The 23,318-nt window shown below is 62.9% G+C and carries 24 protein-coding genes; 15 read left to right on the top strand and 9 right to left on the bottom strand.

Annotation, left to right across the window (positions count from 1 at the left end; all coding sequences use genetic code 11):
• Positions 1-24: 24 nt before the first annotated feature.
• From KIH45_RS13375 to KIH45_RS19160, 4 genes are all read right to left on the bottom strand, one after another.
• Positions 25-306, bottom strand: coding sequence for a hypothetical protein (locus KIH45_RS13375; protein ID WP_213176543.1), 282 nt, complete (start codon positions 304-306; stop codon positions 25-27).
• Complete coding sequence (locus KIH45_RS13370) at positions 296-1,657, bottom strand: type II and III secretion system protein family protein (protein WP_213176542.1); 1,362 nt, start codon at positions 1,655-1,657, stop codon at positions 296-298. Before KIH45_RS13370 ends, KIH45_RS13375 begins: the two co-directional genes overlap by 11 nt.
• 4 nt (positions 1,658-1,661) lie before the next feature.
• Positions 1,662-2,540: a Flp pilus assembly protein CpaB gene (cpaB, locus tag KIH45_RS13365; RefSeq protein WP_213176541.1), complete on the bottom strand. Its 879-nt coding sequence runs from the start codon at positions 2,538-2,540 to the stop codon at positions 1,662-1,664.
• A gap of 180 nt (positions 2,541-2,720) precedes the next feature.
• Positions 2,721-2,972, bottom strand: a complete 252-nt coding sequence (locus KIH45_RS19160) for a Flp family type IVb pilin (RefSeq protein WP_225899913.1) — start codon at positions 2,970-2,972, stop codon at positions 2,721-2,723.
• 489 nt (positions 2,973-3,461) lie between these two features.
• Here KIH45_RS19160 and KIH45_RS13355 point away from each other — a divergent pair, with 489 nt between their 5' ends.
• The 3 genes from KIH45_RS13355 to KIH45_RS13345 all read left to right on the top strand — a co-directional run bounded on the left by KIH45_RS13355 (position 3,462) and on the right by KIH45_RS13345 (position 6,196).
• Positions 3,462-4,580 carry a phosphatase PAP2 family protein gene (locus KIH45_RS13355; RefSeq protein ID WP_213176540.1) on the top strand — a complete coding sequence of 373 codons (1,119 nt, stop codon included), beginning with the start codon at positions 3,462-3,464 and terminating at the stop codon, positions 4,578-4,580.
• A gap of 67 nt (positions 4,581-4,647) precedes the next feature.
• Entirely contained in the window at positions 4,648-5,412 is a 765-nt protein-coding gene (locus KIH45_RS13350) for a hypothetical protein (RefSeq protein ID WP_213176539.1), read from the top strand.
• An 82-nt stretch (positions 5,413-5,494) separates the two neighbouring features.
• Complete coding sequence (locus KIH45_RS13345) at positions 5,495-6,196, top strand: Crp/Fnr family transcriptional regulator (protein WP_213176538.1); 702 nt, start codon at positions 5,495-5,497, stop codon at positions 6,194-6,196.
• Between the two features lie 22 nt (positions 6,197-6,218).
• Here KIH45_RS13345 and KIH45_RS13340 read toward each other — a convergent pair whose 3' ends face one another.
• A complete protein-coding gene (locus KIH45_RS13340) occupies positions 6,219-6,908 on the bottom strand; it encodes an OmpW/AlkL family protein (RefSeq protein ID WP_213176537.1) in 690 nt (229 codons plus the stop codon).
• 415 nt (positions 6,909-7,323) lie between these two features.
• Here KIH45_RS13340 and ccoN point away from each other — a divergent pair, with 415 nt between their 5' ends.
• Genes ccoN through hemN form a run of 10 tightly spaced genes read left to right on the top strand, consistent with a single transcriptional unit; the run spans position 7,324 to position 16,683 of the window.
• Positions 7,324-8,979, top strand: a complete 1,656-nt coding sequence (gene ccoN, locus KIH45_RS13335; protein WP_213176536.1) for a cytochrome-c oxidase, cbb3-type subunit I — start codon at positions 7,324-7,326, stop codon at positions 8,977-8,979.
• 11 nt (positions 8,980-8,990) lie between these two features.
• Positions 8,991-9,740 carry a cytochrome-c oxidase, cbb3-type subunit II gene (gene ccoO / locus KIH45_RS13330; protein ID WP_213176535.1) on the top strand — a complete coding sequence of 250 codons (750 nt, stop codon included), beginning with the start codon at positions 8,991-8,993 and terminating at the stop codon, positions 9,738-9,740.
• Positions 9,737-9,907, top strand: coding sequence for a cbb3-type cytochrome c oxidase subunit 3 (locus tag KIH45_RS13325; protein WP_213176534.1), 171 nt, complete (start codon positions 9,737-9,739; stop codon positions 9,905-9,907). Before ccoO ends, KIH45_RS13325 begins: the two co-directional genes overlap by 4 nt.
• The gene (ccoP, locus tag KIH45_RS13320; RefSeq protein ID WP_213176533.1) at positions 9,900-10,820 is read left to right on the top strand and encodes a cytochrome-c oxidase, cbb3-type subunit III; all 921 of its coding nucleotides are present in this window, start codon (positions 9,900-9,902) and stop codon (positions 10,818-10,820) included. The genes KIH45_RS13325 and ccoP overlap by 8 nt, the downstream gene beginning before the upstream one ends.
• Positions 10,807-12,360, top strand: a complete 1,554-nt coding sequence (ccoG, locus tag KIH45_RS13315; protein WP_213176532.1) for a cytochrome c oxidase accessory protein CcoG — start codon at positions 10,807-10,809, stop codon at positions 12,358-12,360. Before ccoP ends, ccoG begins: the two co-directional genes overlap by 14 nt.
• Before the next feature lie 2 nt (positions 12,361-12,362).
• Positions 12,363-12,830, top strand: a complete 468-nt coding sequence (locus tag KIH45_RS13310; RefSeq protein ID WP_213176531.1) for a FixH family protein — start codon at positions 12,363-12,365, stop codon at positions 12,828-12,830.
• Positions 12,803-14,959: a heavy metal translocating P-type ATPase gene (locus tag KIH45_RS13305; RefSeq protein WP_213176530.1), complete on the top strand. Its 2,157-nt coding sequence runs from the start codon at positions 12,803-12,805 to the stop codon at positions 14,957-14,959. The genes KIH45_RS13310 and KIH45_RS13305 overlap by 28 nt, the downstream gene beginning before the upstream one ends.
• Positions 14,956-15,105 carry a cbb3-type cytochrome oxidase assembly protein CcoS gene (gene ccoS / locus KIH45_RS13300; protein WP_213176529.1) on the top strand — a complete coding sequence of 50 codons (150 nt, stop codon included), beginning with the start codon at positions 14,956-14,958 and terminating at the stop codon, positions 15,103-15,105. The genes KIH45_RS13305 and ccoS overlap by 4 nt, the downstream gene beginning before the upstream one ends.
• Complete coding sequence (locus KIH45_RS13295; protein ID WP_213176528.1) at positions 15,102-15,323, top strand: hypothetical protein; 222 nt, start codon at positions 15,102-15,104, stop codon at positions 15,321-15,323. Before ccoS ends, KIH45_RS13295 begins: the two co-directional genes overlap by 4 nt.
• A gap of 49 nt (positions 15,324-15,372) precedes the next feature.
• A complete protein-coding gene (gene hemN, locus KIH45_RS13290; protein WP_213176527.1) occupies positions 15,373-16,683 on the top strand; it encodes an oxygen-independent coproporphyrinogen III oxidase in 1,311 nt (436 codons plus the stop codon).
• 1 nt (position 16,684) lies between these two features.
• Here the strand turns inward: hemN and KIH45_RS13285 are convergent, their stop codons facing one another.
• Genes KIH45_RS13285 through ggt form a run of 3 tightly spaced genes read right to left on the bottom strand, consistent with a single transcriptional unit; the run spans position 16,685 to position 19,604 of the window.
• Positions 16,685-17,125, bottom strand: coding sequence for an NUDIX domain-containing protein (locus KIH45_RS13285; protein ID WP_213176526.1), 441 nt, complete (start codon positions 17,123-17,125; stop codon positions 16,685-16,687).
• A gap of 31 nt (positions 17,126-17,156) precedes the next feature.
• Positions 17,157-17,795, bottom strand: coding sequence for a 6-phosphogluconolactonase (locus KIH45_RS13280; RefSeq protein ID WP_225899912.1), 639 nt, complete (start codon positions 17,793-17,795; stop codon positions 17,157-17,159).
• Positions 17,796-17,828: 33 nt separating this feature from the next.
• The gene (ggt, locus tag KIH45_RS13275; RefSeq protein ID WP_213176525.1) at positions 17,829-19,604 is read right to left on the bottom strand and encodes a gamma-glutamyltransferase; all 1,776 of its coding nucleotides are present in this window, start codon (positions 19,602-19,604) and stop codon (positions 17,829-17,831) included.
• Positions 19,605-19,714: 110 nt separating this feature from the next.
• Here ggt and KIH45_RS13270 point away from each other — a divergent pair, with 110 nt between their 5' ends.
• Together KIH45_RS13270 and KIH45_RS13265 are read left to right on the top strand one after the other, a co-directional pair.
• Complete coding sequence (locus KIH45_RS13270; RefSeq protein WP_213176524.1) at positions 19,715-20,470, top strand: hypothetical protein; 756 nt, start codon at positions 19,715-19,717, stop codon at positions 20,468-20,470.
• A gap of 19 nt (positions 20,471-20,489) precedes the next feature.
• Entirely contained in the window at positions 20,490-21,245 is a 756-nt protein-coding gene (locus KIH45_RS13265) for an SDR family oxidoreductase (RefSeq protein ID WP_213176523.1), read from the top strand.
• Between the two features lies 1 nt (position 21,246).
• Here the strand turns inward: KIH45_RS13265 and typA are convergent, their stop codons facing one another.
• A complete protein-coding gene (gene typA / locus KIH45_RS13260) occupies positions 21,247-23,070 on the bottom strand; it encodes a translational GTPase TypA (RefSeq protein ID WP_213176522.1) in 1,824 nt (607 codons plus the stop codon).
• Positions 23,071-23,318 lie beyond the last annotated feature (248 nt).

The raw sequence follows: 23,318 nt of genomic DNA, 5'->3' as shown, positions 1-23,318 counted from the left end.
TGTCAGCTTCCTCCTGATCTCATATTAATTATTACCGCCAAAATTCAGTCCGTTGCCGGTCTGCTGCTCAGGCTCTTCAACTGCACCTTCACGATAGGCTGTCACGGCATCGGCGGCGACTTCTGCGTCGCCTTCCATCGGACCATCATACTCCGGATCAGGATCGACTACCATGGCCGCGTAGGTCATGCGGTTCGCCTCGCCAAAATCCTCTGGGTCGAACTTCCCGGCTTCCGGGCTGCTATAGGTCGCGCAAGCCCCAAGGGCGAGTAAAGCTGCGCATGCGCCTGCGATCTTAATATTCATATCCCGTCTCCCCTACAGGCATGTTCGGAGCCAAATCGACCGGCTGATAATCATCGCCGACGAGCAGCGTGTCCAGCACGTCCGGATCCTCGACTCGATCAGTCGGCAGGCGAACCTGGTCAGGTCGGATCGGCCGCACAAGGCGCGGCGTCACGACGATCAGAAGTTCGGTCTCGCCCTTCTGGAAGCTCGTCGACCGGAACAGCGAGCCGATGATCGGAATAGAGCCCAGAAGCGGAATCTGGTTCACCGTCGTCTGGTAATCCTGCCGCAACAGACCTGCGATCGCGAAGCTTTCGCCGTCACGCAATTCCAGCGTCGTGCTGGCGCGTCGGGTCTGAAGGCCAGGCACCGCGATGCCGTTGACCGTGACCGAGGCCGAAGGATCGAGCGAGCTCACTTCCGGCTCGACCACGAGATTGATGACCCCGTTACCAAGGACCGTGGGAGTGAAGGCAAGGCCGACACCAAAGTCCTTGAATTCAACCGTGATACCATCGCCGTTACCCTGCGAAACAGGAATCGGGAACTCGCCGCCAGCCAGGAACGAGGCAGGCTGGCCCGAGAGGGCAACCAATGTCGGTTCCGCCAACGTCTTCGACATACCTTTTCGCTCGAGCGTATCGAGGTAGGCATCGATGTCCAGATCGCCGATCGAGAACAGTGTGTGGATCACGCCGAACGCACCGCTGACCGCGTCAACCGCGAGACCGCCCTGATCCGAACTGGCCGAAGCACCCGGGCCAGTGGCGAATTCGACATCGGAGCCGATACCGAAACCGCGCACGCCCAGTTGCTCACCGACCGTGCGGTTCACTTCGGCAAAGCGCACTTCCAGCATGACCTGCTGGCTACCGCGAACGGTCAGCAAGTTGACGACGTTTTCGCCCGCGAAGGCTTCCGCAATGCGAGCCGCACGACTGGCAACGCCCGAATCGGTAACACTGCCCGAAAGAACGATCTTGCCGCCGGAAATGCGAGCATCGATGCCCTCACCCGGCACGAGCGAGGCGATTTCCGAACGGATGCCGTCGACATCAGGACCAACAGTCACGTCCATGACGGCAAGGACCTTGTTGGCCCGATCGTAAAGCGTGAGGCTGGTCGTGCCCATCGCCTTGCCGAGCACGTAGATCGAGCGATCGGAAACGGGCAGCACGTCGGCAATAGCGGGATTGCCAACCATGGCGCGGGCGATTGCGCGTTGCGCAGTGACGACCTCGCTCTTGTTGATGGCGACTTCAAGCGTTCCGGCATGGAGACCGTATCCGCTGTCTGCCTGCGCATGGGCGGTCGGCGCGGTAAGCGCCGCTGCCGCCAACGAACAAGCCATGATGGTTTGCTTCAGCATTGGATCAATTTCCCCCCAAACGATCGACGCTGTAATCTTGCGCCGCCGTCCCGCGGACGACAGTCATGCTGGGCCCGCTGGGCCGCGGCGCAGCTACTCTTCCGCCAGACGGCGCCGGACCGGCCGGTGCGGGAGCGGCGGCAGCCTGCTGACTTACGCCGCCGCCCGAACGCTTGCGGAACGGGCTGACGTCGCGTGTCATTACGGCAACGCCAGGACCTTCTTCGGCATTTTCGACGTTGCGCAGCACTAGGCTCATGTCGCCCATCTTGCGGGCTAGCGTCAGTTTCTGCGCGCCGAACAGGTCGACAAGCACCGTCGCGGTGCCGGCAAGGCCGGGTTCGGTTGCGTTTTCACTTTGCGTCGTGCCGATGGCGAGGACCTGTACAGCCTCCATCACCACTTCGGTAACCTGCTCGTCATCACCCAGATTGCGGGTAAGAAGCACATCGACGATGTCGGCGGGACGGATGAAGCCCGACACGGCGTTCGTCGCGCTGATCGGAATGGACATGGCGCGCATACCGTCGGGCAGCTTGGCAGAAAGGACAGCCCGGCCACTGAGCTTGTCAGCAAGGATCGGTTCACCCGGAACGATCGGGCGCAGCGCGACCTGCCCGCCCTGGAGCAGCTCTTCAATCGAAAAGAAGGCACCCACAGGCACGGAGTTCGACGGATAATTCTGAAGTCGGATATTCTCGGTCGTCAGCGGACTACCGAAGTCGAGAGGCTGGGTGGCGACGACGATCCGCGCGAGCTGCTGCTCTTGCGCCGAACGTTCCTGCCGCTCTTCGATCCCAGAGAAGTAAGAGTTGGCAAGTACGACCGCGACGAGGCCAAGCCCGACAGCGATCAGGATATAGATCAGGTTTCGACTACCCATATTTCCCCCCTTGGCCGCGAAACCTAACAGCATCGCGCTCCGTCGCCAACATACACCATTTGATTCGTAAGGGAATCACCCAAATCGGGACATGTTGATATCGACAGACTTTCCGGCCCCACCCGGAAAAAAAGCCCCGCCGTTTCGGGCGGGGCTTTCTTTAAACTATCAGTAGCTCAATTACGAAGCGGCGGCCGCGCCACCGACGCACTCACTACCGGTGCTCGTCGGCGTTGCAGTGACAGAGCTAGCAGCCGTGGTGTTGCAATTGAATACGTCGGTCGAAGCGCCGTCGACGGCTTGCTTAACGTTCGCACCCAGAACGAGAGCCGCGGCACCGATGCCAACGCCAACAACGGCGATGATCAGGGCATATTCAGCAGCCGATGCGCCGGCTTCGTCAGCGACGAAATTCTTGATGAAGGTCTTCATAGTAATATTCCCCAGTTTCGCATGATCGTCATGCGTGTCCAAATCATAGGGTCCGGCCTCTATTTCCGGCTACCCAAATGACCGAAGTCGAAGATCTGAGACATTCCAGGCCCCACCCGGAAGTTTCCGATGCCCCCCACTCGGCATGGCTTGAATCTGCGGATCGCCACCCGATCCGTCAATTGATTACCAAGTCGTAAAAAAATCGCTTTCACTTCATATATTTATCCTGGAGCAATCCTAACGGGTGCAGTTAATTTCTGTCACAGACCCCGCGAATCGCGGGAATCCCGATAGAAAACGCTCCGAAAACAGCCATTTCGTCACCTTTTTGCCCATTTAGAGGGCAAAGTCGTACCGATACGGAACAGATTATCATGCGGGGGCCGTGAATTCACAAGCGCAGCGGCAAAATGGACTTTCGCTTTCGGTAACAAAGATCCGAAACTGTAACTTGCCTTTAAAACGGTTTTGGCGAAGGTGCCCCCCATGGGGGAAAGAATGCTTTCATTTACGCGACGGCTGTCTACTCACTTCCGCAAAACGGACGCAGCACTCCTGCTTGTTTCCGCGTTTGCTCTGTTTTGCTCGTCTCTGGCTTACTACCTCGATGGCAGACAAATCTTGCAACTGCCAACTCTTGAGCGTGAGCAAGTGTTGCTAATGACGCTGCCCTTTTCCCTATGGCTGGCATCTATCGTCGCCTTAATGATGCGGCGAGGATACGAACGCCCCTTGCGCATTGTACTGCGATTATTGCGCCGCGACCCCTTTTGGCTCGTTCGTGCCGCAGCGCTGCTATTAATCATTTCAGGGACCGCACGCGCTTATACAGCCTTCAAATTACAGATCCCCCAAATCCAACCCTTCTACGCCGATCCGATCATCGCCAACATTGAAGCCACCTTGTTCGGCCAAGACCCTTGGCGTCTGACCCATGCTGTTTTTGGCGTTCAAGGTACCGTCGTGCTCGACCGTATTTACGTAATATGGTTTCCGGTATCCGCCTTTCTCGTGACATGGGCAACGATGACCCGTGATCGCGTTTTTCAGGCACGAGCCGTCGCGGCGATGTTCTTTGTCTGGTTCGTGCTCGGTAACTTCGTCGCATTGGCTTTTTCGTCAGCCGGGCCCGTCTATTACGAGCACTTCTATGGCGACGACAGGTTCGCGCCCTTGATTGAGACACTTCGAGCTTATCACGAACAGGTCAATGTCAGGGCGATAGTCCTTAGTGACTGGCTGATATCTGACGAAGACGCCGGAAAACTCGGTAAGGGCATCTCAGCGATGCCCTCTGTCCATGTGGGGATGACGTTCGTAACGTGGCTACTCGTCCAGTCGCGCCTCGGTTGGAAAAATCCGGTATCAGCCATCGTGGCGATCTACGTCGCAGCGATCTGGGTCGGGTCGGTCCATCTTGCATGGCATTACTGGCTCGACGGGGCAGTATCCATCGCCGCCACGGCCCTGTTCTGGAAAGCGACGGGACTGTGGCTGAAGCCGAAAGCCGCACCCTCTCAATCGGCGCAGCCTGCGCCTCGTGCCGCAAGGCCCGAAACGCCAGATCTTCCCGAAGGCGTGCAGGCAGGCCAAGCGGCACAGTAAGCCAAAGGCCATGTTTCCGTACCGAAAGCACCTCCTGCGCTTTGTCGCGCGTCAGCGGCGGCGGCTTATGCGGCAGAGTCGCAAGTTCGTCGACATGCTGGAGGCGAACCTTTTCCGGGTGACGGTTGGCTGGCTGGCCATCGTCGGCGTCCTCACCGTGCTTCGCCTTTCCGATCCTGCCGCGGCGATCAACGTGCTGGGCGATGCCTGGGCCATGATCATCGGATATGCCATCATCGCGGTCGCGCCGGTGCTGGGCTACCTTGTCGGCGTGGGCGCAGCGAAGGCGCTTGGCCGCGGATTTCGCGTGAGGCACCGTTTCGCGATTGTTGGAAACTGGCACCGGGTCGATCCCGAACATGCGCGTCTTCGCCCCGAATTTGGCCCTTATGGTTTTCTCGCCTCGCTGGTGTTCGGCCTGCTTCTCAACGTCGCGATCCGCACGTTCGAGTTCTTCACCGCGGTCCCGGCGATGAGCGCGAATGCCCCGTTGTGGGCGCAGACGATGTTCGGGGTCATGGCGGTCGATCTTGTCGTGACCAGCTTCTTCTACATGACCAGCCTTGCCTTTGCGCTACGGCTCAACCCGCTGTTTCCGCGCATGCTGTTCCTGGCATGGGCGATCGACATCTACATGCAGCTGTTCTTGGCCCGGCGCCTCACTATCGTCGGCGGATTGCCGGAAATGCTTCACCAGCCGATCCGCGACTTGCTGGACGGGAATGTGACCAAGGTGCTTATCGGATCGGTGATCTGGCTGCCCTACCTGCTGCTGTCGCGGCGCGTGAACCTGACCTATCGCCTGCGTATTCCCGCACCGCGCGAAGGTTGAGCCATCCGATACGCGAAACTGCAACCGCCTAATCAATTTCGCCAATTGTCGATGTCGGGGGTCACTGGTAGAAGCGCCGACCATGGGATCTTGTGAAACTTGCGTTGTCCGCAACCGGGCAATCTGCGCGGACATGGATAGTGACGAGCTGGGGCTGCTCAACACCATCGGTCGTCGCCGTAACCTCGAAGCGGGCGAACAGCTGCTTTGGGAAGGCGAGGACGCGGTACTGGTCGCCAACGTCATCGAAGGCGTCCTGAAGCTTTCGAACTCGATGGAAGACGGGCGCGAGCAGATCGTGGGCCTTGTCTATCCGTCCGACTTCATCGGCCGCCCGTTCGGTGCGACCACACCTTATGGCGTCGAGGCGCTGACCGATTCCCGCGTCTGCGTCTTTGCGCGCAAGGACTTCGACAAGTTCGCCCAGGAACACCCCAAGCTTGAGCACAAGCTGCTGGAACGCACGCTGACCGAGCTGGACCGTACGCGCAAATGGATGCTGTTGCTGGGCCGCAAGTCGGCGGAAGAGCGTCTGGCGACGTTCCTGCTGGAAATATCCCAGCGGCTGGACCCGGAGACCTGTTCTGACCCGGAGCCTGACGCGCACAAGGTCTTCGACATACCGTTTTCGCGACAGCAGGTCGGCGATGTGCTGGGACTGACGATCGAAACCGTCAGCCGCCAGTTCACGAAATTGAAGCGGGACGGGGTCATCGACCTGCCGTCCCGCCGCTCGGTCGAGATCCTCGACCGTTTCGAACTGGAAGCCAGGGCAGGCGGCTGACCGCCCGCCCCGTTTCCAATTCTTACATGCGATAGGTGAGACCGGCGCTCACGACCCACGGGTCGAGATCGTGCTTGGTCGTCAGAACTTCGGCACCGGTGTCGTCGTAGTAGTGTGCGACGGCGTCGATGAAGTAGCGCTTGCCATCGATGCTGAGGCCGAGGCCCGCATCGTTCAGCTTGAAGTCGACGCCGGCCTGCAGGACGAAGCCGAATTCATCGTCGATGTCGACGTCCGAGGCGCCCAGTGCCTGAGCGGTCGGTCCGGCCTTGTCTTTCAGGTAAAGGAAGTAGGCAGGGCCCGCACCGATGTACGGTTTGAACGGACCTTCGGTGAAGTGATACTTCGCCGTGACCGTTGCCGGAACGAGGTAGATGTCGTCCACGATTTCCGCGCCGGCGAGACCTTCGGTGCCGGTCACGTTGTGCTTGGTGACGCAGCAGTAGGTTTCCAGGCTGACGTTGGGCGTCAGGAAATATTCGAACACAAGCGTCGGCACGACATTGTTGTCGGCCTTGGTGTTCGAATTGGCCGGAAGCGCCGCGGCGATCGCGGGATCGGCATAGGGCACGCTGGTCAGTTCACCGTCGGGAAGGACGGCAGTACCCATCAGCTTGACCTGGATCTTTCCGTCCGGACTGCCCGCGTGTGCGGCCGCCGGAAGCATGGCCGCGGCCATGACGGCGCTTGCGGCAAGTGCGAACTTCTTCATCTCGATTACCTCCCTGTCGGGGCTTTCCCCGGTACTTGGCATTAACTCGAAACATGACAGGAATGACTTTACGCATAGAGTTAACAAGAAACTCTTAAAGTCGCCGATCAGGCTTCGCGAAACACTTCCGTTCGTTTCCGCAATGACTTGCTCTATCAACCAATAATCAAGGCAAGTTTTAACGGTCGTTACATCAGAAACTTCGATCAGGCGATTTGGCGAACCGCCTTGACGACTTGCCGTTTGCTCTTGCCGATCGCCCCCCGCATTGATCGAGCGCAAATTCCTGCAACCGCGAAGAAAAAGTGGGTGGACGCGAGTGTATTGACATGCATCAATGCGGACAGGGCCGCGCAGGACCAGAGGGCGACGGGATCAAAAATGCCCTTTGGACAAATGGAAAGGGGGGACGACCGTGGAAACGGTTCTCACTCGCGCGGGTATCTGGCTCGTAGTATTCATTCTCGCAATTGCAGCGATCGCCCTTGCGGCGGACGGTGCCTACGCGATTCACATGGGAATCGTTGCCGTCGCCGCGCTCATCGCGCTGACCGCGACGGTCACCCGGGCCGATTACACGGCCGCGGCCAATTCCATCCTGCGCGCGCCGGCCGATCCGTCGCGCTATGATGACGATCCGGTTCGCTGGGGCGTCATCGCGACGGTGTTCTGGGGCATGGCGGGTTTCGCTGCCGGGCTTTTCATCGCGGCGCAGCTGGCCTGGCCGATCCTGAACCTTGAGCCTTACCTCAACTTCGGACGCCTGCGCCCGCTGCACACCAGTGCGGTGATCTTCGCGTTCGGCGGCAATGCGCTGATCGCGACGAGCTTCTACATCGTCCAGCGCACCTGCCGCGCGCGACTTGCCCTTCCCGGCGTCGCCCGCTTCGTGTTCTGGGGCTACCAGCTGTTCATCGTCCTTGCCGCCACCGGCTACCTGCTGGGCGCGACGCAGGGCAAGGAATATGCAGAGCCGGAATGGTACGTCGACTGGTGGCTGACGATCGTCTGGGTCGCCTATCTCGCCGTCTTCGTCGGCACGATCCTGAAGCGTAAGGAACCCCACATCTACGTGGCCAACTGGTTCTTCCTCGCCTTCATCCTGACCGTTGCCATGCTGCACGTCGTCAACAACCTCGACATGCCGGTCTCGATCTTCGGCAGCCGCTCCTACCCCGTCTTCGGCGGTGTCCAGGGCGCGCTGGTGCAGTGGTGGTACGGCCACAATGCGGTGGGCTTCTTCCTCACCGCAGGCTTCCTCGCCATGATGTACTACTTCGTGCCGAAGCAGGCCGAACGTCCGGTCTATTCCTACCGCCTGTCGATCATCCACTTCTGGTCGCTGATCTTCCTCTACATCTGGGCAGGCCCGCACCACCTCCACTATACCGCGCTGCCCGACTGGGCGCAGACGCTGGGCATGGTGTTCTCGGTCATGCTGTGGATGCCCAGCTGGGGCGGCATGATCAACGGTCTGATGACGCTCAACGGCGCATGGGACAAGGTCCGCACCGACCCGATCATCCGCATGATGGTCATCTCCCTCGCCTTCTACGGCATGAGCACGTTCGAAGGCCCGATGATGAGCGTGAAGAGCGTCAACTCGCTCTCGCACTACACCGACTGGACCATCGGCCACGTCCACTCCGGCGCGCTGGGCTGGAACGGGATGATCACCTTCTCGGCGATCTACTTCCTCGTCCCGCGCCTGTGGAACCGTGAACGGCTTTACAGCCTGCGGATGGTGAACTGGCACTTCTGGCTCGCGACGGCAGGCATCGTCTTCTACGCCGCGTCCATGTGGGTCGCCGGTATCACGCAGGGCCTGATGTGGCGCGAATATGGCGCTGACGGCTACCTCGTGAACTCCTTCGCAGAGACCGTGTCGGCCCTGCACCCGATGTACATCCTGCGTGCCTTTGGCGGCGTGCTGTACCTTGCCGGTGCCGTCCTGCTGGTCGTCAACGTCTGGGCCACGATCCTGGGCAAGCTGCGCCAGGAAAAGCCGATGAACGATGCCGCTTACGACGCAGAGGCCGACCGCCCCTACGTCCCGGCAATGGCAAACTGAGGGTTCCTGCCATGAGCATGACCGAAAAGCACAAGAAGCTTGAAAAGAACGTCACGCTGCTGAGCGTGGCCGCATTCGCCACCGTCACCATCGGCGGCATCGTGGAGATCGCTCCGCTGTTCTGGATCGACAACACGATTGAGGAAGTGGAGGGCATGCGCCCCTACACCCCGCTCGAACAGGCCGGGCGCGACATCTACGTGCGCGAAGGTTGCTATGTCTGCCACAGCCAGATGATCCGCCCCTTCCGGGACGAGGTCGAACGCTATGGCCACTACAGCCTTGCGGCCGAATCGATGTACGACCACCCGTTCCAGTGGGGCTCGAAGCGTACAGGCCCCGACCTGGCGCGTGTCGGCGGCCGCTATTCCGACGAATGGCACGTCCAGCATCTCGAAAATCCGCAGTCGGTGGTGCCTGAAAGCGTGATGCCGCAATACGGCTTCCTCGCCGAAACGCCGCTGACCGTTCACGACATGAGCGCGAACCTGACGGCCCTGTCGCGGGTGGGCGTGCCCTATACCGACGACATGATCGAGAACGCCAATGCCGACATGAAGGCGCAGGCGAACCCGATGGCCGACACCGCAGGGCTGTCCGAACGCTATGGCGAGACGGTCAACTTGCGCGACTTCGACGGCAAGCCGCAGAAGCTGACCGAAATGGACGCGCTCGTCGCCTACCTTCAGGTGCTGGGCACCATGGTCGACGTGAATGCCGCCGCCGCGCAGGAAGAGCTCGCCTCGGAGAAGGGCCGGTGAACGACCACTCCTTCTACGAAACGCTGCGGCATCTCGCCGACAGCTGGGGCCTCCTCATCATGATGCTCGCCTTCCTCGTGCTGGTCGCATGGCCTTTCCGGCCCGGCGCACGCCAGCGCAACGAGGATGCCGCAACGATGATCTTCAAGGACGAGAACGATGGCTGAAAAGCGTCTGGACGAAGCCACGAACACCGAAACCGTCGGCCACGAATGGGACGGGATCGAGGAACTCAACACCCCGCTGCCGCGCTGGTGGCTGTGGACCTTCTATGCAACGATCGTCTTCGCGGTGGGCTATGTCGTCGCCTATCCGGCGATCCCGATGGTGAACAAGGCGACCGAAGGCATGATCGGCTGGTCCAGCCGCGGCCAGCTCGCCAAGGAAATGGACGCCGCCAGCCAGCAGCGTTCCGAAGTCGTGGCAGCCCTTGCCAACACGCCGATCGAACGCCTCAATCCGGAATCGCCGCTTATGCGTGCCGCGATCTCGGGCGGTGCCGCCGCTTTCCGCGTCAACTGCGTGCAGTGCCACGGTGCCGGTGCCGCAGGGTCGAAGGGGTATCCCAACCTCAACGACGACGACTGGCTGTGGGGCGGTGACATCAAGGCCATCGAATACACGCTGATCCACGGCATCCGCCAGCCCGATGCGGACGAAACCCGCTTCTCGCAGATGCCCGCGTTTGGCCGCGACGGTATCCTGAGCAGTGCGGAAATTTCCGACGTCACCAGCTTCGTGCGCAGCCTGTCCGATCTTGAACCGGCCAGCGCCGCCGTGACGCGCGGGGCTGCCCTGTTCGAAGCCAACTGCGCGGTGTGCCATGCATCCGATGGTACGGGCCTGCGCGAATTCGGTGCGCCGAACCTTGCCGATGCAATCTGGCTCTATGGCGGCAGCCGCGAGGAAGTGGCGGCGACGATCACCAACTCGCGTTACGGCATGATGCCCGCATGGGGCGAACGGCTCGATCCGGTGACAGTGAAGATGCTGGCCGCCTACGTCCACTCTCTCGGCGGCGGTGAAGATTTCATCGAAGTCGCCGAAGACCCCGAGGTTGAGGTCGATGAAGCCCCCTGACCCCCAATCCACGCCGGACCCCCTACCTGAAGGTGATCTCATAGATCGCGCGCTCGTTGCCAAGGATGCCAATCCGGCAACGGCGCGCAAGCCTTCCACCCCTCCCCCGGCGGACGTGCCCCTCTCGCTCTACGAGAAGCACACGACCGTCCATCCCAAGCGCATCGACGGCCCTTTCCGCCGCTTCAAGTGGCTGGTCATGGTCGTCACGCTGGCGATCTATTACGGCACGCCTTGGATCCGCTGGGATCGCGGCCCCTATGCCCCCGACCAGGCGGTCCTGATCGACCTTGCGAACCGCCGCTTCTACATGTTCGATATCGAGATCTGGCCGCACGAATTCTACTTTGTCGCGGGCCTGCTCATCATGGCGGGTATCGGCCTCTTCCTCGTCACCAGCGCGGTGGGCCGCGCGTGGTGCGGATACGCCTGCCCGCAGACGGTGTGGACCGACCTGTTCCAGCACGTCGACCGCTTCGTCGACGGCGATCGCAACGCGCGGATGCGGCTCGACAAGGCGCCGTGGGGCGCGGGCAAGGCCGCGCGCAGGTTCTGGAAGTGGACGATCTACCTCGTCATCTCGTTCTGGACCGGCGGCGCGTGGATCATGTACTTCGCCGACGCCCCGACGCTGACCCGCGAATTCTGGGCCGGTGACGCCGCTTTCGTCGCTTATGCCACTGTTGCCGTGCTGACCGCGACGACGTTCTGGCTGGGCGGGTTCATGCGCGAACAGGTCTGCGTCTACATGTGCCCCTGGCCGCGTATCCAGACCGCGATGCTCGACGAAAAGTCGCTGATCGTCACGTACAAGCACTGGCGCGGCGAACCGCGCGGCAGCCTGAAGAAATCGCAGAAGAACCCCGACAAGTTCGGCGACTGCGTCGATTGCAACCAGTGCGTGGCCGTCTGCCCGACCGGCATCGACATTCGCGAAGGCGCGCAGATCGGCTGCATCACTTGTGCGCTGTGCATTGATGCCTGCGACAAGGTGATGAAGGAAGTCGGCCGTCCGCGCGGACTGATTGATTATGCAACGCTCGAAGATTGCGAGCGCGAGGCCGCGGGCCATCCGCCCCGCCCCGTCATCAAGACGCTGATGCATCCGCGCACGCTGATCTATTTCGGCGTGTGGTCGGCGATCGGCGTCGCGCTGCTTTTCGCACTGGGTTCGCGTGAGCGTACCGGCATCACCGTCCAGCCCGATCGCAACCCGCCCTATATGCTGTTGAGCGACGGTTCGGTGCGCAACAGTTACACGGTGAAGCTGCGCAACATGCAGAGCCGCCCGCGCGAGATGGAGCTGTCCATCGTGGGCCTGCCCGGCGCGACGATGTGGACCGATGACATGAACCGCGACTCGGCGGCCCGTGCTATAGTCCGCGAAGTCGCCGCCGACGTCGCCTTGCCGCTTCGCGTCTACGTCATGGCCCCGCGCGGCAGCGAAGAGCAGGACTTCAGCTTCAAGGTCACCGCTCTCGACGCAGAGGGTGAGACCGACAGCACTGAAACCGCTTTCAACGCGCCCGAGGCACCCTGATCATGAGCAAGACCCCCTCTTCTGCAAAACCGCGCTTCACCGGCAAGCACATGACCGCGATCCTCGTCGCAGGGTTCGGCGTAGTCGTTTCGGTCAATATGCTGATGGCGACGCTCGCCAGTTCCAGCTTCGGCGGCGTTGTTGTCGAGAATTCCTATGTCGCCAGCCAGAACTTCAATGAATGGCTGGACAAGGCGGAGGCATCGGACGCGCTGGGCTATACCGTCACGCCGACGCACCGTGCCGACGGGCTGGTGACCCTTGCGACCGATGGCGTTCCGGTCGGATCGCAAGTGACCGCAATTGCCCGCCACCCGCTGGGCCACATGCCTGACAAGGCACTGGTTTTCGTGCTGACGTCGGATGGCACCTGGGCCAGCACCAGCCCGCTTCCCGCGGGCCGCTGGATGCTACGCCTCGACATCACGGCAAATGGCACTGCATGGCGCGGGGAAAGGCCCCTGCCGTGAACGCGGTCGCCCTCTCCACGACCGATGCTGCCGCCTGTATCGACAGCCGCTTTACCGTACCCGGCATGCGCTGCGCCGGATGCATCGGTAAGATCGAGCGCGGCCTTGCCGAAGTGCCGGGTGTCGCCGCCGCGCGCGTCAACTTTTCGGCAAAGCGCGTCGCGGTCAGCCATGCGCCCGACCTTAGCGACGCGCAGATCGTCGATGCGCTGAACCACTTGGGTTTCGAGGCGCAGCCCGTGGCGGAAAACCCGCTGGCGCGCGACGACGTAGAAACAAAGCGCCTGCTGCGCGCCTTGGCCGTTGCGGGCTTTGCGATGATGAACATCATGCTGCTTTCGGTCGCGGTCTGGTCGGGTGCGGACGGCATCACCAAGGAACTGTTCCATTGGCTGTCAGCAGCCATCGCGCTACCCGCAGTTGCCTATGCCGGGCGGCCCTTCTTCGCCTCTGCCGCGATGGCGCTGCGCTATCGCCGGACCAACATGGACGTGCCGATTTCCATCGGCGTCCTGCTGGCCACGGGGATGAGCGTTTATGAAGTCCTGACCGGCGGCGACCATGCCTATTTCGACGGCGCGGTCATGCTGCTGTTCTTCCTTCTGGCGGGCCGCGTGCTCGATGCCGTGATGCGCGACAAGGCGCGTTCGGGCATCGCCTCGCTGCTGTCGCGCATGGGTCGCGGCGCGCAAGTCGCCTATCCGGGCGGCGAGACGAAATGGGTCGATGCCGAAGACCTTGCCCCCGGCATGGAAATGCAGGTTGCCGCAGGCGAAGCGCTGGCCGCCGATGGCGAGATCGTGCGCGGAGAAAGCCGCTTCGACCGGTCGATGCTGACAGGCGAAAGCGTGCCCGAACCGGCGGGCCCGGGCGACATCGTCCATGCCGGTACGATCAACCTCTACGCCCCCGTCACCGTACGCGTAACCGCAGCGGCGGAAGACACCGCCATTGCCGACATCGCGCGCCTGATGGATGAGGCAGGCCAGTCGCGCAGCAAATACGTGCGCGTCGCGGACCGAGCTGCGCGGCTCTATGCCCCTGCCGTCCACTCCCTCGCCGCGCTGACTTTCATCGGCTGGATGATCGCGGGGGCTGGCGTGCACCAGTCGCTGCTGATCGCGATCGCGGTCCTGATCATCACGTGCCCTTGCGCCTTGGGCCTCGCGGTTCCGGCGGCCCAAGTCGTGGCGGCAGGCGCGCTGATGAAGCGGGGCCTGCTGATCAAGGACGGCAGCGCGCTCGAACGGCTGGCCGAAGTCGACCACGCCCTGCTCGACAAGACGGGCACGCTGACGCTTGGCGAACCGCGCCCCTCCTCGATCGCCGCACTGGGCGAAGAAGACCGCGCCATCGCGCTCGCGCTGGCACAGGCCAGCCGCCATCCGCTCAGCAAGGCCCTTGCTTCCACGCTGCGGCAGGCAGGGGTGAGCGCTGCCGACGTCACCGACATCGTCGAAACGCCGGGCGAAGGCCTGCGCGGCCGGTTCGCGGGCCGACCCGTTTCGCTTCTGCGGCCCGACCATGCGGGCGAAGGTCTTGCGGTCTCGCTGCGGAACGAGGAGCGGGAGTTTATCCTATTCTTCACCGATCCCTGGCGCGCCGATACGGCAGAGGCCATCGACGCCCTCGCCTCACTGGGCGTGCCCAGCGCCATTGCCTCTGGCGACACCAGCGACGCGGTGTCCAAGGCGGCATGCGAGTTCGGCATCCCGGCCACCGGTGGGATGTCCCCTGCCGACAAGCTGGCCGAACTGGAGCGCCGCCGCGCCGAAGGGCAGAACGTGCTGATGGTGGGCGACGGCCTCAATGATGGCCCCGCCCTTGCCGCAGCGCATGTCTCCATCGCGCCGGGCGGTGCCAGCGACGTCAGCCAGCAGGCCGCCGACGCGGTCTTCGTGGGCGAGGCGCTGATGCCCGTTGCCCTTTCGATCCGCGTTGCCCGCCGCACGATGAGAACCGTGCGGCAGAACTTCGTCATGGCAGCAGGCTACAACGTGCTGGCCGTGCCGATCGCCATCGCGGGCTATGTTACACCATTGATCGCCGCGATCGCGATGTCGCTGTCCTCGCTGATCGTCGTGGGCAATTCGCTGCTCCTGGCGCGCTCTGCAAAGGACCCGAAATGAACGGGCTGATCTTCCTCATCCCTGTCGCGCTCGGCATGGGCGGGCTTGGCCTTGCCGCGTTCTTCTGGTCGATGCGCAGCGGCCAGTACGAGGATCTCGACGGTGCGGCCCAGCGTATCCTTCTGGATGACGAGGACGCAGCGTGAACGGCCTTCTGACCAGCCTTGCCGCCGTCGCTCTTGTTCCGGCAATGACCGGCGTTCCGCCCGAACAGGCTGGCCGCACGATCACGGTAACGCTTTGCACCGGCGGCACGATGTCGATCCCGATCGACGGGCAGGCCCCGGCCAAGGGAGTCGCCCCCTGCTGCGCCAAGGGGTGCCGTTCGCGCCGCAAATCGAAGGCATCGCAAAGCCCTGATTGATCGAGAGCAATGAAGGTGCGCGGCAAGGCGCGATAGAACCGCCTTCATCATGTGGCCTTATCTTCCCGACCTGCTGGCCGTGCCTGTGCCGCGCTACACCAGCTACCCCACCGCAGCCGAATTCGGCCCTGCGGGAGAGGATGATTTCCTCGCCGCGCTGGACAGCGCCAACGGCGACGTCTCGCTCTACATCCACATCCCTTATTGCCATGAAATCTGCTGGTACTGCGGCTGCAACACCGGCGCTGCGAACCGACAGCAGCGGCTGGCCTCCTACCTGGAGGCCTTGCAGGCAGAGATCGTGATGGTCGGCAATCGACTGCCCGCAGGGGCGCGCGTGCGCTACATCGCGTTTGGCGGGGGAAGCCCCAATGCCATTGCACCCATCGAATTCGTGCGGCTGGTCGATGCGCTGACGCTAGCCTTCCCGCTGGTCGATCCGGTCATCTCGGTCGAGCTTGACCCGCGCACGCTGACCGAACCGTGGCGCGACGTACTAGGCCATGTCGGCGTCGAACGCGCCAGCCTTGGCGTCCAGACTTTCGACCCCGCGATCCAGCAGGCCATCGGCCGCGTCCAGCCGGTTGAGCTGATCGAACGCGCAACAGACATGCTGCGGCGCGCGGGCGTCACTTCGCTAAACTTCGACCTGATGTACGGGCTGCCCGGGCAGGATTTGGAACGCCTGCTGTCATCGGTCGACATGGCAGCGCGGCTGGGGGCGGACCGGATCGCATTGTTCGGGCTGGCGCACATCCCGTCGATGTTCCCGCGCCAGAAGAAGATCGACGGCTCTGCCCTGCCCGGCCCGCGCGAACGGTTCCAGATGATGCAGTCGGGCTACGACCGGCTGGTCAGTCACGGTTACGATCAGGTCGGCTTCGATCACTTCGCGCTGCCTGGCGATCCGCTGTCGCGCGCGGCGTTGAGCGGCAAGCTGCACCGCAACTTCCAGGGCTTTACCGACGATGCGGCCCCGGTCGTGATCGGCATGGGCGCCAGCGCGATCAGCCAGTTCCCGCAAGGGATATACCAGAACGAAAAGGCAGCCGGGCGCTATCGCACGATGATCGGCGAAGGCGTGCACCCGACGATGCACGGCATCGCCCGCTGTCAGGATGACCGGCGCCGCGGGCGTGTGATCGAACAGATCCTGTGCCACGGCCGCGCATCGATGGAAGTCGAAGTCCTGCAAAGCGCGATGCCGCGCCTGCAGCCGTTCCTCGACGCGCGGCTGTGCCATGTGGTCGACGGGCAGCTTATCCTGACAAGCGATGCCCTGCCCTATGCGCGCGGGATCGCGGCCTGTTTCGATCCCTACCGCGAAAAGAGCACGCGCAAGTTCAGCAACGCGGTCTGAGTTACGCGACCGCCTTGGCAATGTAATGGCGCGCCCAGTCGGGCGTTGTCGCGGGCAAGTCGTCGGGCGCGAAAAACCCCACTTCCGCGATCTCGCGATCGTCGGCGACGGGTGTGCCCGAATAGCTGGCGGCAAAGACGCTGACGGTGTTGGTCGCACCATGCAGGTCGATTTCCTCGACATGGACGAGCGTGATCGCGGTGACGACCACGCCCACTTCCTCGCCAAGTTCGCGGCGGGCCGTAAGCTCGGGGTCCTCGCCCGCGCGCACGCCGCCTGTCGGCACGTGCCACTCGTCCCGCTTGCGATAGGAATGGCGCACCATCAGCACTTCGCCCGCATCGTTTCGGGCAACGATGGCACAGCCTCTCAAGCGTGGCTTGCGCCATCCCCACCAGCGCCTGCGCACCAGTTCAGCCACGCGCAGCAGCCTGCGGTGCAAGCCTGCGGGCAGAAGGTTCGCAAAAGGAACGTCAGGCAAAGCAGGTGACTTCGCCCCGCGCATGGCCCAGCAGCCGCGCAACGGGCAGGTCGTTGTCGCCCTTGGCCGCTTCCTCGAAGACGGCCAGCTTTTCTGCGCCGCGGATCACGAACATCAGCGCCTCTGCCGAAAGCAGCTTGGGCAGCGTCATCGTCACGCGGTCGAAAGGCGCCTCGGGCGGAAGCGGATCGGGGGTCAGGCGGCGGACCTGTTTGTCGTCATCCACTTGCGGGTCGGTATTCGGGAACAGCGAGGCAATGTGCCCGTCGCCGCCCATGCCCAGCCACGCCAGCGCGAAATGCGGCGGCTGGCTGCCTTCGTCGAGCGGCGTGAGGCAGGCACCCGTGCCTTCCAGCGTCGCGGCAAGACGGCCGAAGTTGCTCGCCTCGTGATCGGCGGGCACGCAGCGATCGTCGCCCGGCCAGATTTCCAGCCGCGACCAGTCGATATCCTTCTTCGCCAGTTCGGCAAGGATCGGAAACGGGGTCGATCCACCCGGCACGGTGATCGCGACCGTCCCGTCGCGGCGGTCCAGTTCATGGGCAAGGCGCTTGGCCAGCCAGTCGGCGATCTCGGCGTCGCTGGCGCCGTGGTGGAATGCGATTTCGGTCAGCACTGGGGTATTCTCCAAAGGGGTCGTGCAACTGGAACGCACGAGGCTCCCTCAATATCCGGCCGCGATGCCGTCCTTACGCATCTCGGTCGCGCCGGTGTAAACGCCGGTTTCCGGATCGCGGGCGATCGCCTGATATCCTCCGAAGGGAACGCCGGAGTAGTCGTACTCGACCTTGTGCCCCATCGCGCGCAGCTTTTCCGCCGTTTCCTCAGGGATACCCGCCTCGATGAACAGCGTGCCCAGCGGGTCGGCAGTCGGCCCGTCCAAAGCCTCGGTCGGCTGACGCCCGCCGTCGTGCATCAGGCGCGCCGCATCGCCGGCTTCCTGCAGGTTCATCCCGTAATCGACGATGTTGATCAGGATCTGGACATGCCCCTGCGGCTGCATCCCGCCGCCCATCAGGCCAAAGCTCATCCACGGCTTGCCGTCCTTCTTGATGAAGGCGGGAATGATCGTGTGGAAGGGCCGCTTGCCCGGCGCATAGGCATTGGGGTGCTTCGGATCGAGGCTGAACAACTCGCCGCGATCCTGGAACATGAAGCCAAGCCCATCGGGCGACAGGCCCGAACCCATGCCGCGATAGTTCGACTGGATCAGGCTCACCATCATGCCGTCCTTGTCGGCGACGGTCATGTAGGTCGTGTCGCCCTCACCCTCCAGCTTGGGCTCGCCCGGCGCGAAGTCGGCGCTGGCCTTGGCCGGATCGATCATCGCGAAACGCTTGCGCCCGTATTCGTCCGACAGCAGGTCCTGCGGAAACTCCGAGAAGTCGGGATCGGCGTAGAAACGCGCCACGTCGGCAAAGGCCAGCCGCTTCGCCTCGGTGATGTAGTGCAGCACTTCGGCGGACCCGCGCGGGTATTGCGACAGGTCGACGTTCTTCAGGATGTTCACCATCTGCAGCGCGGCAAAGCCCTGCCCGTTGGGCGGCAGTTCGCACAGCTCGTAGCCGTCCTTGTAGGAGACGCACGCAGGCTCGACCCAGTCGCTGTGGTGCGCGGCGAAATCCTCGTAGCGCAGAGCCGAGCCGGTCCGTTCGAGATAGTCCGCCATCGTATGCGCCATCGCGCCCTTGTAGAATTCGTCGCGGCCCTTTTCGCCCAGCGTTTCGAGCGTGTCGGCCAGTTTCGGATTCCTGAATACCTCCCCTGCCTTGGGCGCGCCGTTCGCGAACCAGACGGATCGAGCGTTGTCGAATTCGGGGATCATCGCCATCCGCCGTTCGAATCCCTTGAGGCTGCCGTCGAGATAATAGCCGATGACCGGCGCAATAGGATGACCTTCGCGGGCATAGCGTACGGCGGGGGCCAGAACCTCGCTCATCGGCAACTTGCCGTATTTGGCGTGCATTTCGAACCAGGCATCGACCGTGCCGGGGATCGTGACTGGAAGCGGACCCAAGGGCGGCAACGAAGTCGCATCGCCGAGCTTCGCCTTCAACTGCTTCAGCGTCTGCCCCTTGGGCGTGCGGCCCGAACCGTTGATGCCGTGCATCTCGCCAGTCGCGGGGTCGAGAACGATGGCAAACAAGTCGCCGCCGATGCCGTTTCCGGTCGGCTCCATCAGGCCCAGCGTCGCATTGGCCGCGATCGCCGCATCCACCGCGCTGCCGCCCTGCTTCAGAATGTCGAGCGCCACTTGCGTTGCCAGCGGCTGGGCCGTTGCCGCCATGCCGTTCATCGCCATGACCGGACTGCGCGACCACGCCTCTCCGACAGGCCGCCCGCCGGCGCCGATCTCGTCAGTGGCGGGCTTCTCCTGCGCCGCAGCAGGCGTCGCCGCGATCACAAGGCCAAGAGCGGCGGGAATAAGGGTTCTGATCATGAGGGAAATGCGCCCAGTTGGTTTCAATCGTGACCACGCTATGAGCGCGCAAGTCGCAGGGCAAGGGCATGAAGCTTGCCCCAGACAAATGGAGGCCCCACTTCAACGCGATGGCCAGTCCGACCGTTATCATTACCGCCCTCTTCGTATCGGTCTTCGCGGCGGTGCACCTCAATGTTCACCGGCTTCGCTTTCTCGATGTGAAGCCGCGCAGTGCATGGCTGTCGTTTTCCGGCGGTGTGGCGGTGGCTTATATCTTCCTTCACGTCCTTCCGGACCTTGGCGCGCACCAGAAGACCTTTGCCGCTGAACTGAAGCTCTCCAGCACCTTGGCCGAGAGCCTTGTCTATTCCCTGACGCTGATCGGGCTGGTCTGTTTTTACGGGCTGGAGCGGATGGTGAAGATCTCTCGCAGCCGTTCGCGCGCCAAGGGGCATGGCGACCGGATCGAGGATCATCTCGAATGGGTCCATGCCGGGTCCTACGCGGTGTTGAACCTCCTGGTGGGCTACCTCCTGCTGCACCGGGAGGAGACCGGGCCGTGGTCGCTCGGGCTCTATTTCGTGGCGATGGCGCTGCATTTCCTGACCAGCGACTACGGCATGCGGATCGACCACCCCGAAGCCTACGAGAAACGCGGACGATGGGTGCTGGCGGCCAGTGTCCTCATCGGCTGGGTGCTTGGTCTAGTGGTCGACCTGCCGCCAGTCGGGATCGGATTTCTCTTCGCTTTCCTTGCCGGCGGCATCATCCTCAACACCCTGAAAGAGGAATTGCCCGAAGACCGGTCGAGCCGGTTCTGGCCTTTCCTGGGCGGTGCGCTGATCTATTCGCTGATCATGCTGGGCGAGCGAACCATAGGCTGAGACAGGGAGAGGCAGAACAATGGCAATGGTCAACGTAGTCACGGGCGCGAGCAGCGGGGTCGGGCGTGCGCTTTGCCTGCACTTTGCGGGGCAAGGTGAGCGCGTGCTTGGCCTGGCCCGCCGCGCCGGTGAACTGGCCGATGTCAAAGCCGAATACCCAGACCTGATCGAGGTCGTCGCCTGCGATCTCGCCAGCCCCGACGGCCGGGTCGCGGCGGCAGCGGCGCTTGGCAGGGACGACGAGGTCGGCACGCTCACGCACAGTGCCGCCATCGCCTCGCTCGAGGACATGCGCGACATGACGGGCGCATCGTATCACGCGATGATGGCGATCAATCTGGAGGCGCCGCTGTTCCTGACCCGCGACCTGCTGCCGCGCATGGCGCAGGGCGGGCGCGTCTTGCACCTGTCATCGGGATCGGCGCACCGGACCCTGGCCGGGAACGGGCTCTACTGTATTTCGAAGGCCGCGCTGTTGATGGCCAAGGACGCGTGGAACGCGGACCTTGCGGGCAGCGGCGTTACCGTGGGCTCTGCGATGCCGGGTGTCGTCATCGGCCCCATGCAGGATTCCGCGCGCGAGGGCGATCATCCCTCGGCCAGCGTGTTCCGCGGCTTTCGCGACGAGGGACTGCTGATCCGCCCCGAACGGGTGGCGCAGTTTCTCTACTGGGTGCTGAAGTCCACCGGCGACGAAGCTTTCGCCGCCGGGGACTGGAACATCTTCGACGAGGCCCATCACGCCGAATGGCTGGACGGGCCCCTGTCGGGCTGAATTATGCCGCGTCGGCCTTGCGCTTGGCCTTCTTGCGCTCGTGCGGGTCGAGCAGGGCCTTGCGCAGGCGGATCGTCGCCGGCGTGACTTCGACCATTTCGTCGTCGTCGATATAGGCGATGGCCTGTTCCAGCGTCATCTTCTTCGGCGGCGTCAGGCGGATTGCGTCATCCTTGCCGGTCGAACGGAAGTTGGTGAGCTGCTTCGACTTGAGCGGGTTCACTTCAAGGTCGTCGGGCTTCGCGTTCTCGCCGATCACCATGCCTTCGTAGACCTTTTCCTGCGGGCTCACGAAAAGGATGCCGCGATCTTCGAGTGCGTTGAGCGCATAGCCGACGGCCTCGCCCGTGCAGTTCGAGATCAGGACGCCGTTCTGGCGACCTTCGATCGGGCCCTTGTAGGGGCCGTAGCTGTCGAACAGGCGGTTCATGATGCCCGTGCCGCGCGTGTCGGACAGGAATTCGCCGTGGTAGCCGATGAGGCCGCGCGACGGGGCGAGGAAGCCGAGGCGGGTCTTGCCCGGGCCCGAGGGGCGCATCTCGGTCAGCTCTGCCTTGCGGCGCTGCATCTTCTCGACGACCGTGCCGGAGAATTCATCATCAACGTCGATCACGACGGCTTCGTAAGGTTCGGTGCGCTGGCCGTTCTCTTCGCGCAGCAGCACGCGCGGACGCGAGATGCCAAGCTCGAAACCTTCGCGGCGCATCGTTTCGATCACGACGCCCAGCTGAAGTTCGCCGCGACCGGCAACCTCGAAGCTGTCCTTGTCGGCCGATTCGGTGACGCGGATGGCGACGTTGGTTTCCGCCTCGCGCAGCAGGCGATCGCGGATCAGGCGGCTGGTCACCTTGTCGCCTTCACGGCCTGCGAAGGGGCTGTCGTTGACGGCAAAGCGCATGGCCAGAGTCGGCGGATCGATCGGCTGTGCGGCGATCGGCTCGCTGACCGACGGGTCGGCGATAGTGTTGGCAACGGTGGCCTTTTCAAGACCGGCCAGCGCGATGATGTCGCCGGCGCGTGCTTCTTCCACCGGCACGCGGTCGAGGCCTCGGAACGAGAGGAGCTTCGATGCACGGCCCGTTTCGATAACCTTGCCGTCCATGTCGATGGCGCGGATCGGGTCGTTGACCTTGATCGTGCCCGACTGGACACGGCCCGTCAGAACGCGGCCCATGAAGTTGTCGCGGTCGAGCAGCGTGGCAAGGAACGAGAAAGGCGCGTCGACGTCGAGGCCCGGGGCCGGGACGTGATCGCGGATCAGTTCGAACATCGGCGTCAGGTTACCCTCGCGCGCCTCGATGTCCTCGCTCGCATAGCCATTACGGCCCGATGCGTAGAGCGTGGGGAAGTCGAGCTGTTCGTCATTGGCGCCAAGGTTCACGAAGAGGTCGAACACTTCGTCGAGCACTTCTTCGGGGCGGCCGTCGGGACGGTCGATCTTGTTGACGACGACGATGGGCTTGAGGCCCAGCGCCAGCGCCTTGCCCGTCACGAACTTGGTCTGCGGCATCGCGCCTTCTGCGCTGTCGACCAGCAGGATAACGCCGTCGACCATCGAGAGGATGCGTTCCACCTCTGCACCGAAGTCGGCGTGGCCCGGGGTGTCGACGATGTTGATACGCAGGCCTTCCCACTCGATCGAGGTAGGCTTCGCAAGGATGGTAATCCCGCGTTCCTTTTCCAGATCGTTGGAATCCATCGCGCGTTCCTCGACACGCTGGTTGTCGCGGAAAGTGCCGGACTGGCGGAACAGCTGGTCAACCAGCGTGGTCTTGCCGTGGTCGACGTGGGCGATGATAGCAATATTGCGCAGCTCGGCGGACATGGTCGAAAGCCTCGAAAATTCGTGTGTTTTATCGGGTATGTGCAACGCGGGCCGAATATCCACCGGCGAGGCGCCGCGCGCCCTACCGAAAATGATGCGATGCAGCAAGCAAATAAGGGCGTGGCAGCGAAGCAACGCATTCCCCGATTTCGCTAACGAATACGTAAGGCAAGCGTTGCCCATGCGCAAATTGTCGCTTAAGGCATGATCAGGAGCCGCCGGTCTTGTTATTCAAAACCAAATGAATC

It is taken from the genome of Croceicoccus gelatinilyticus (assembly GCF_018398395.1).
Lineage (GTDB): Bacteria > Pseudomonadota > Alphaproteobacteria > Sphingomonadales > Sphingomonadaceae > Croceicoccus > Croceicoccus gelatinilyticus.
Note: the sequence above shows the minus strand (reverse complement) of the source record. Positions and strands in the feature narration are given on the sequence as shown.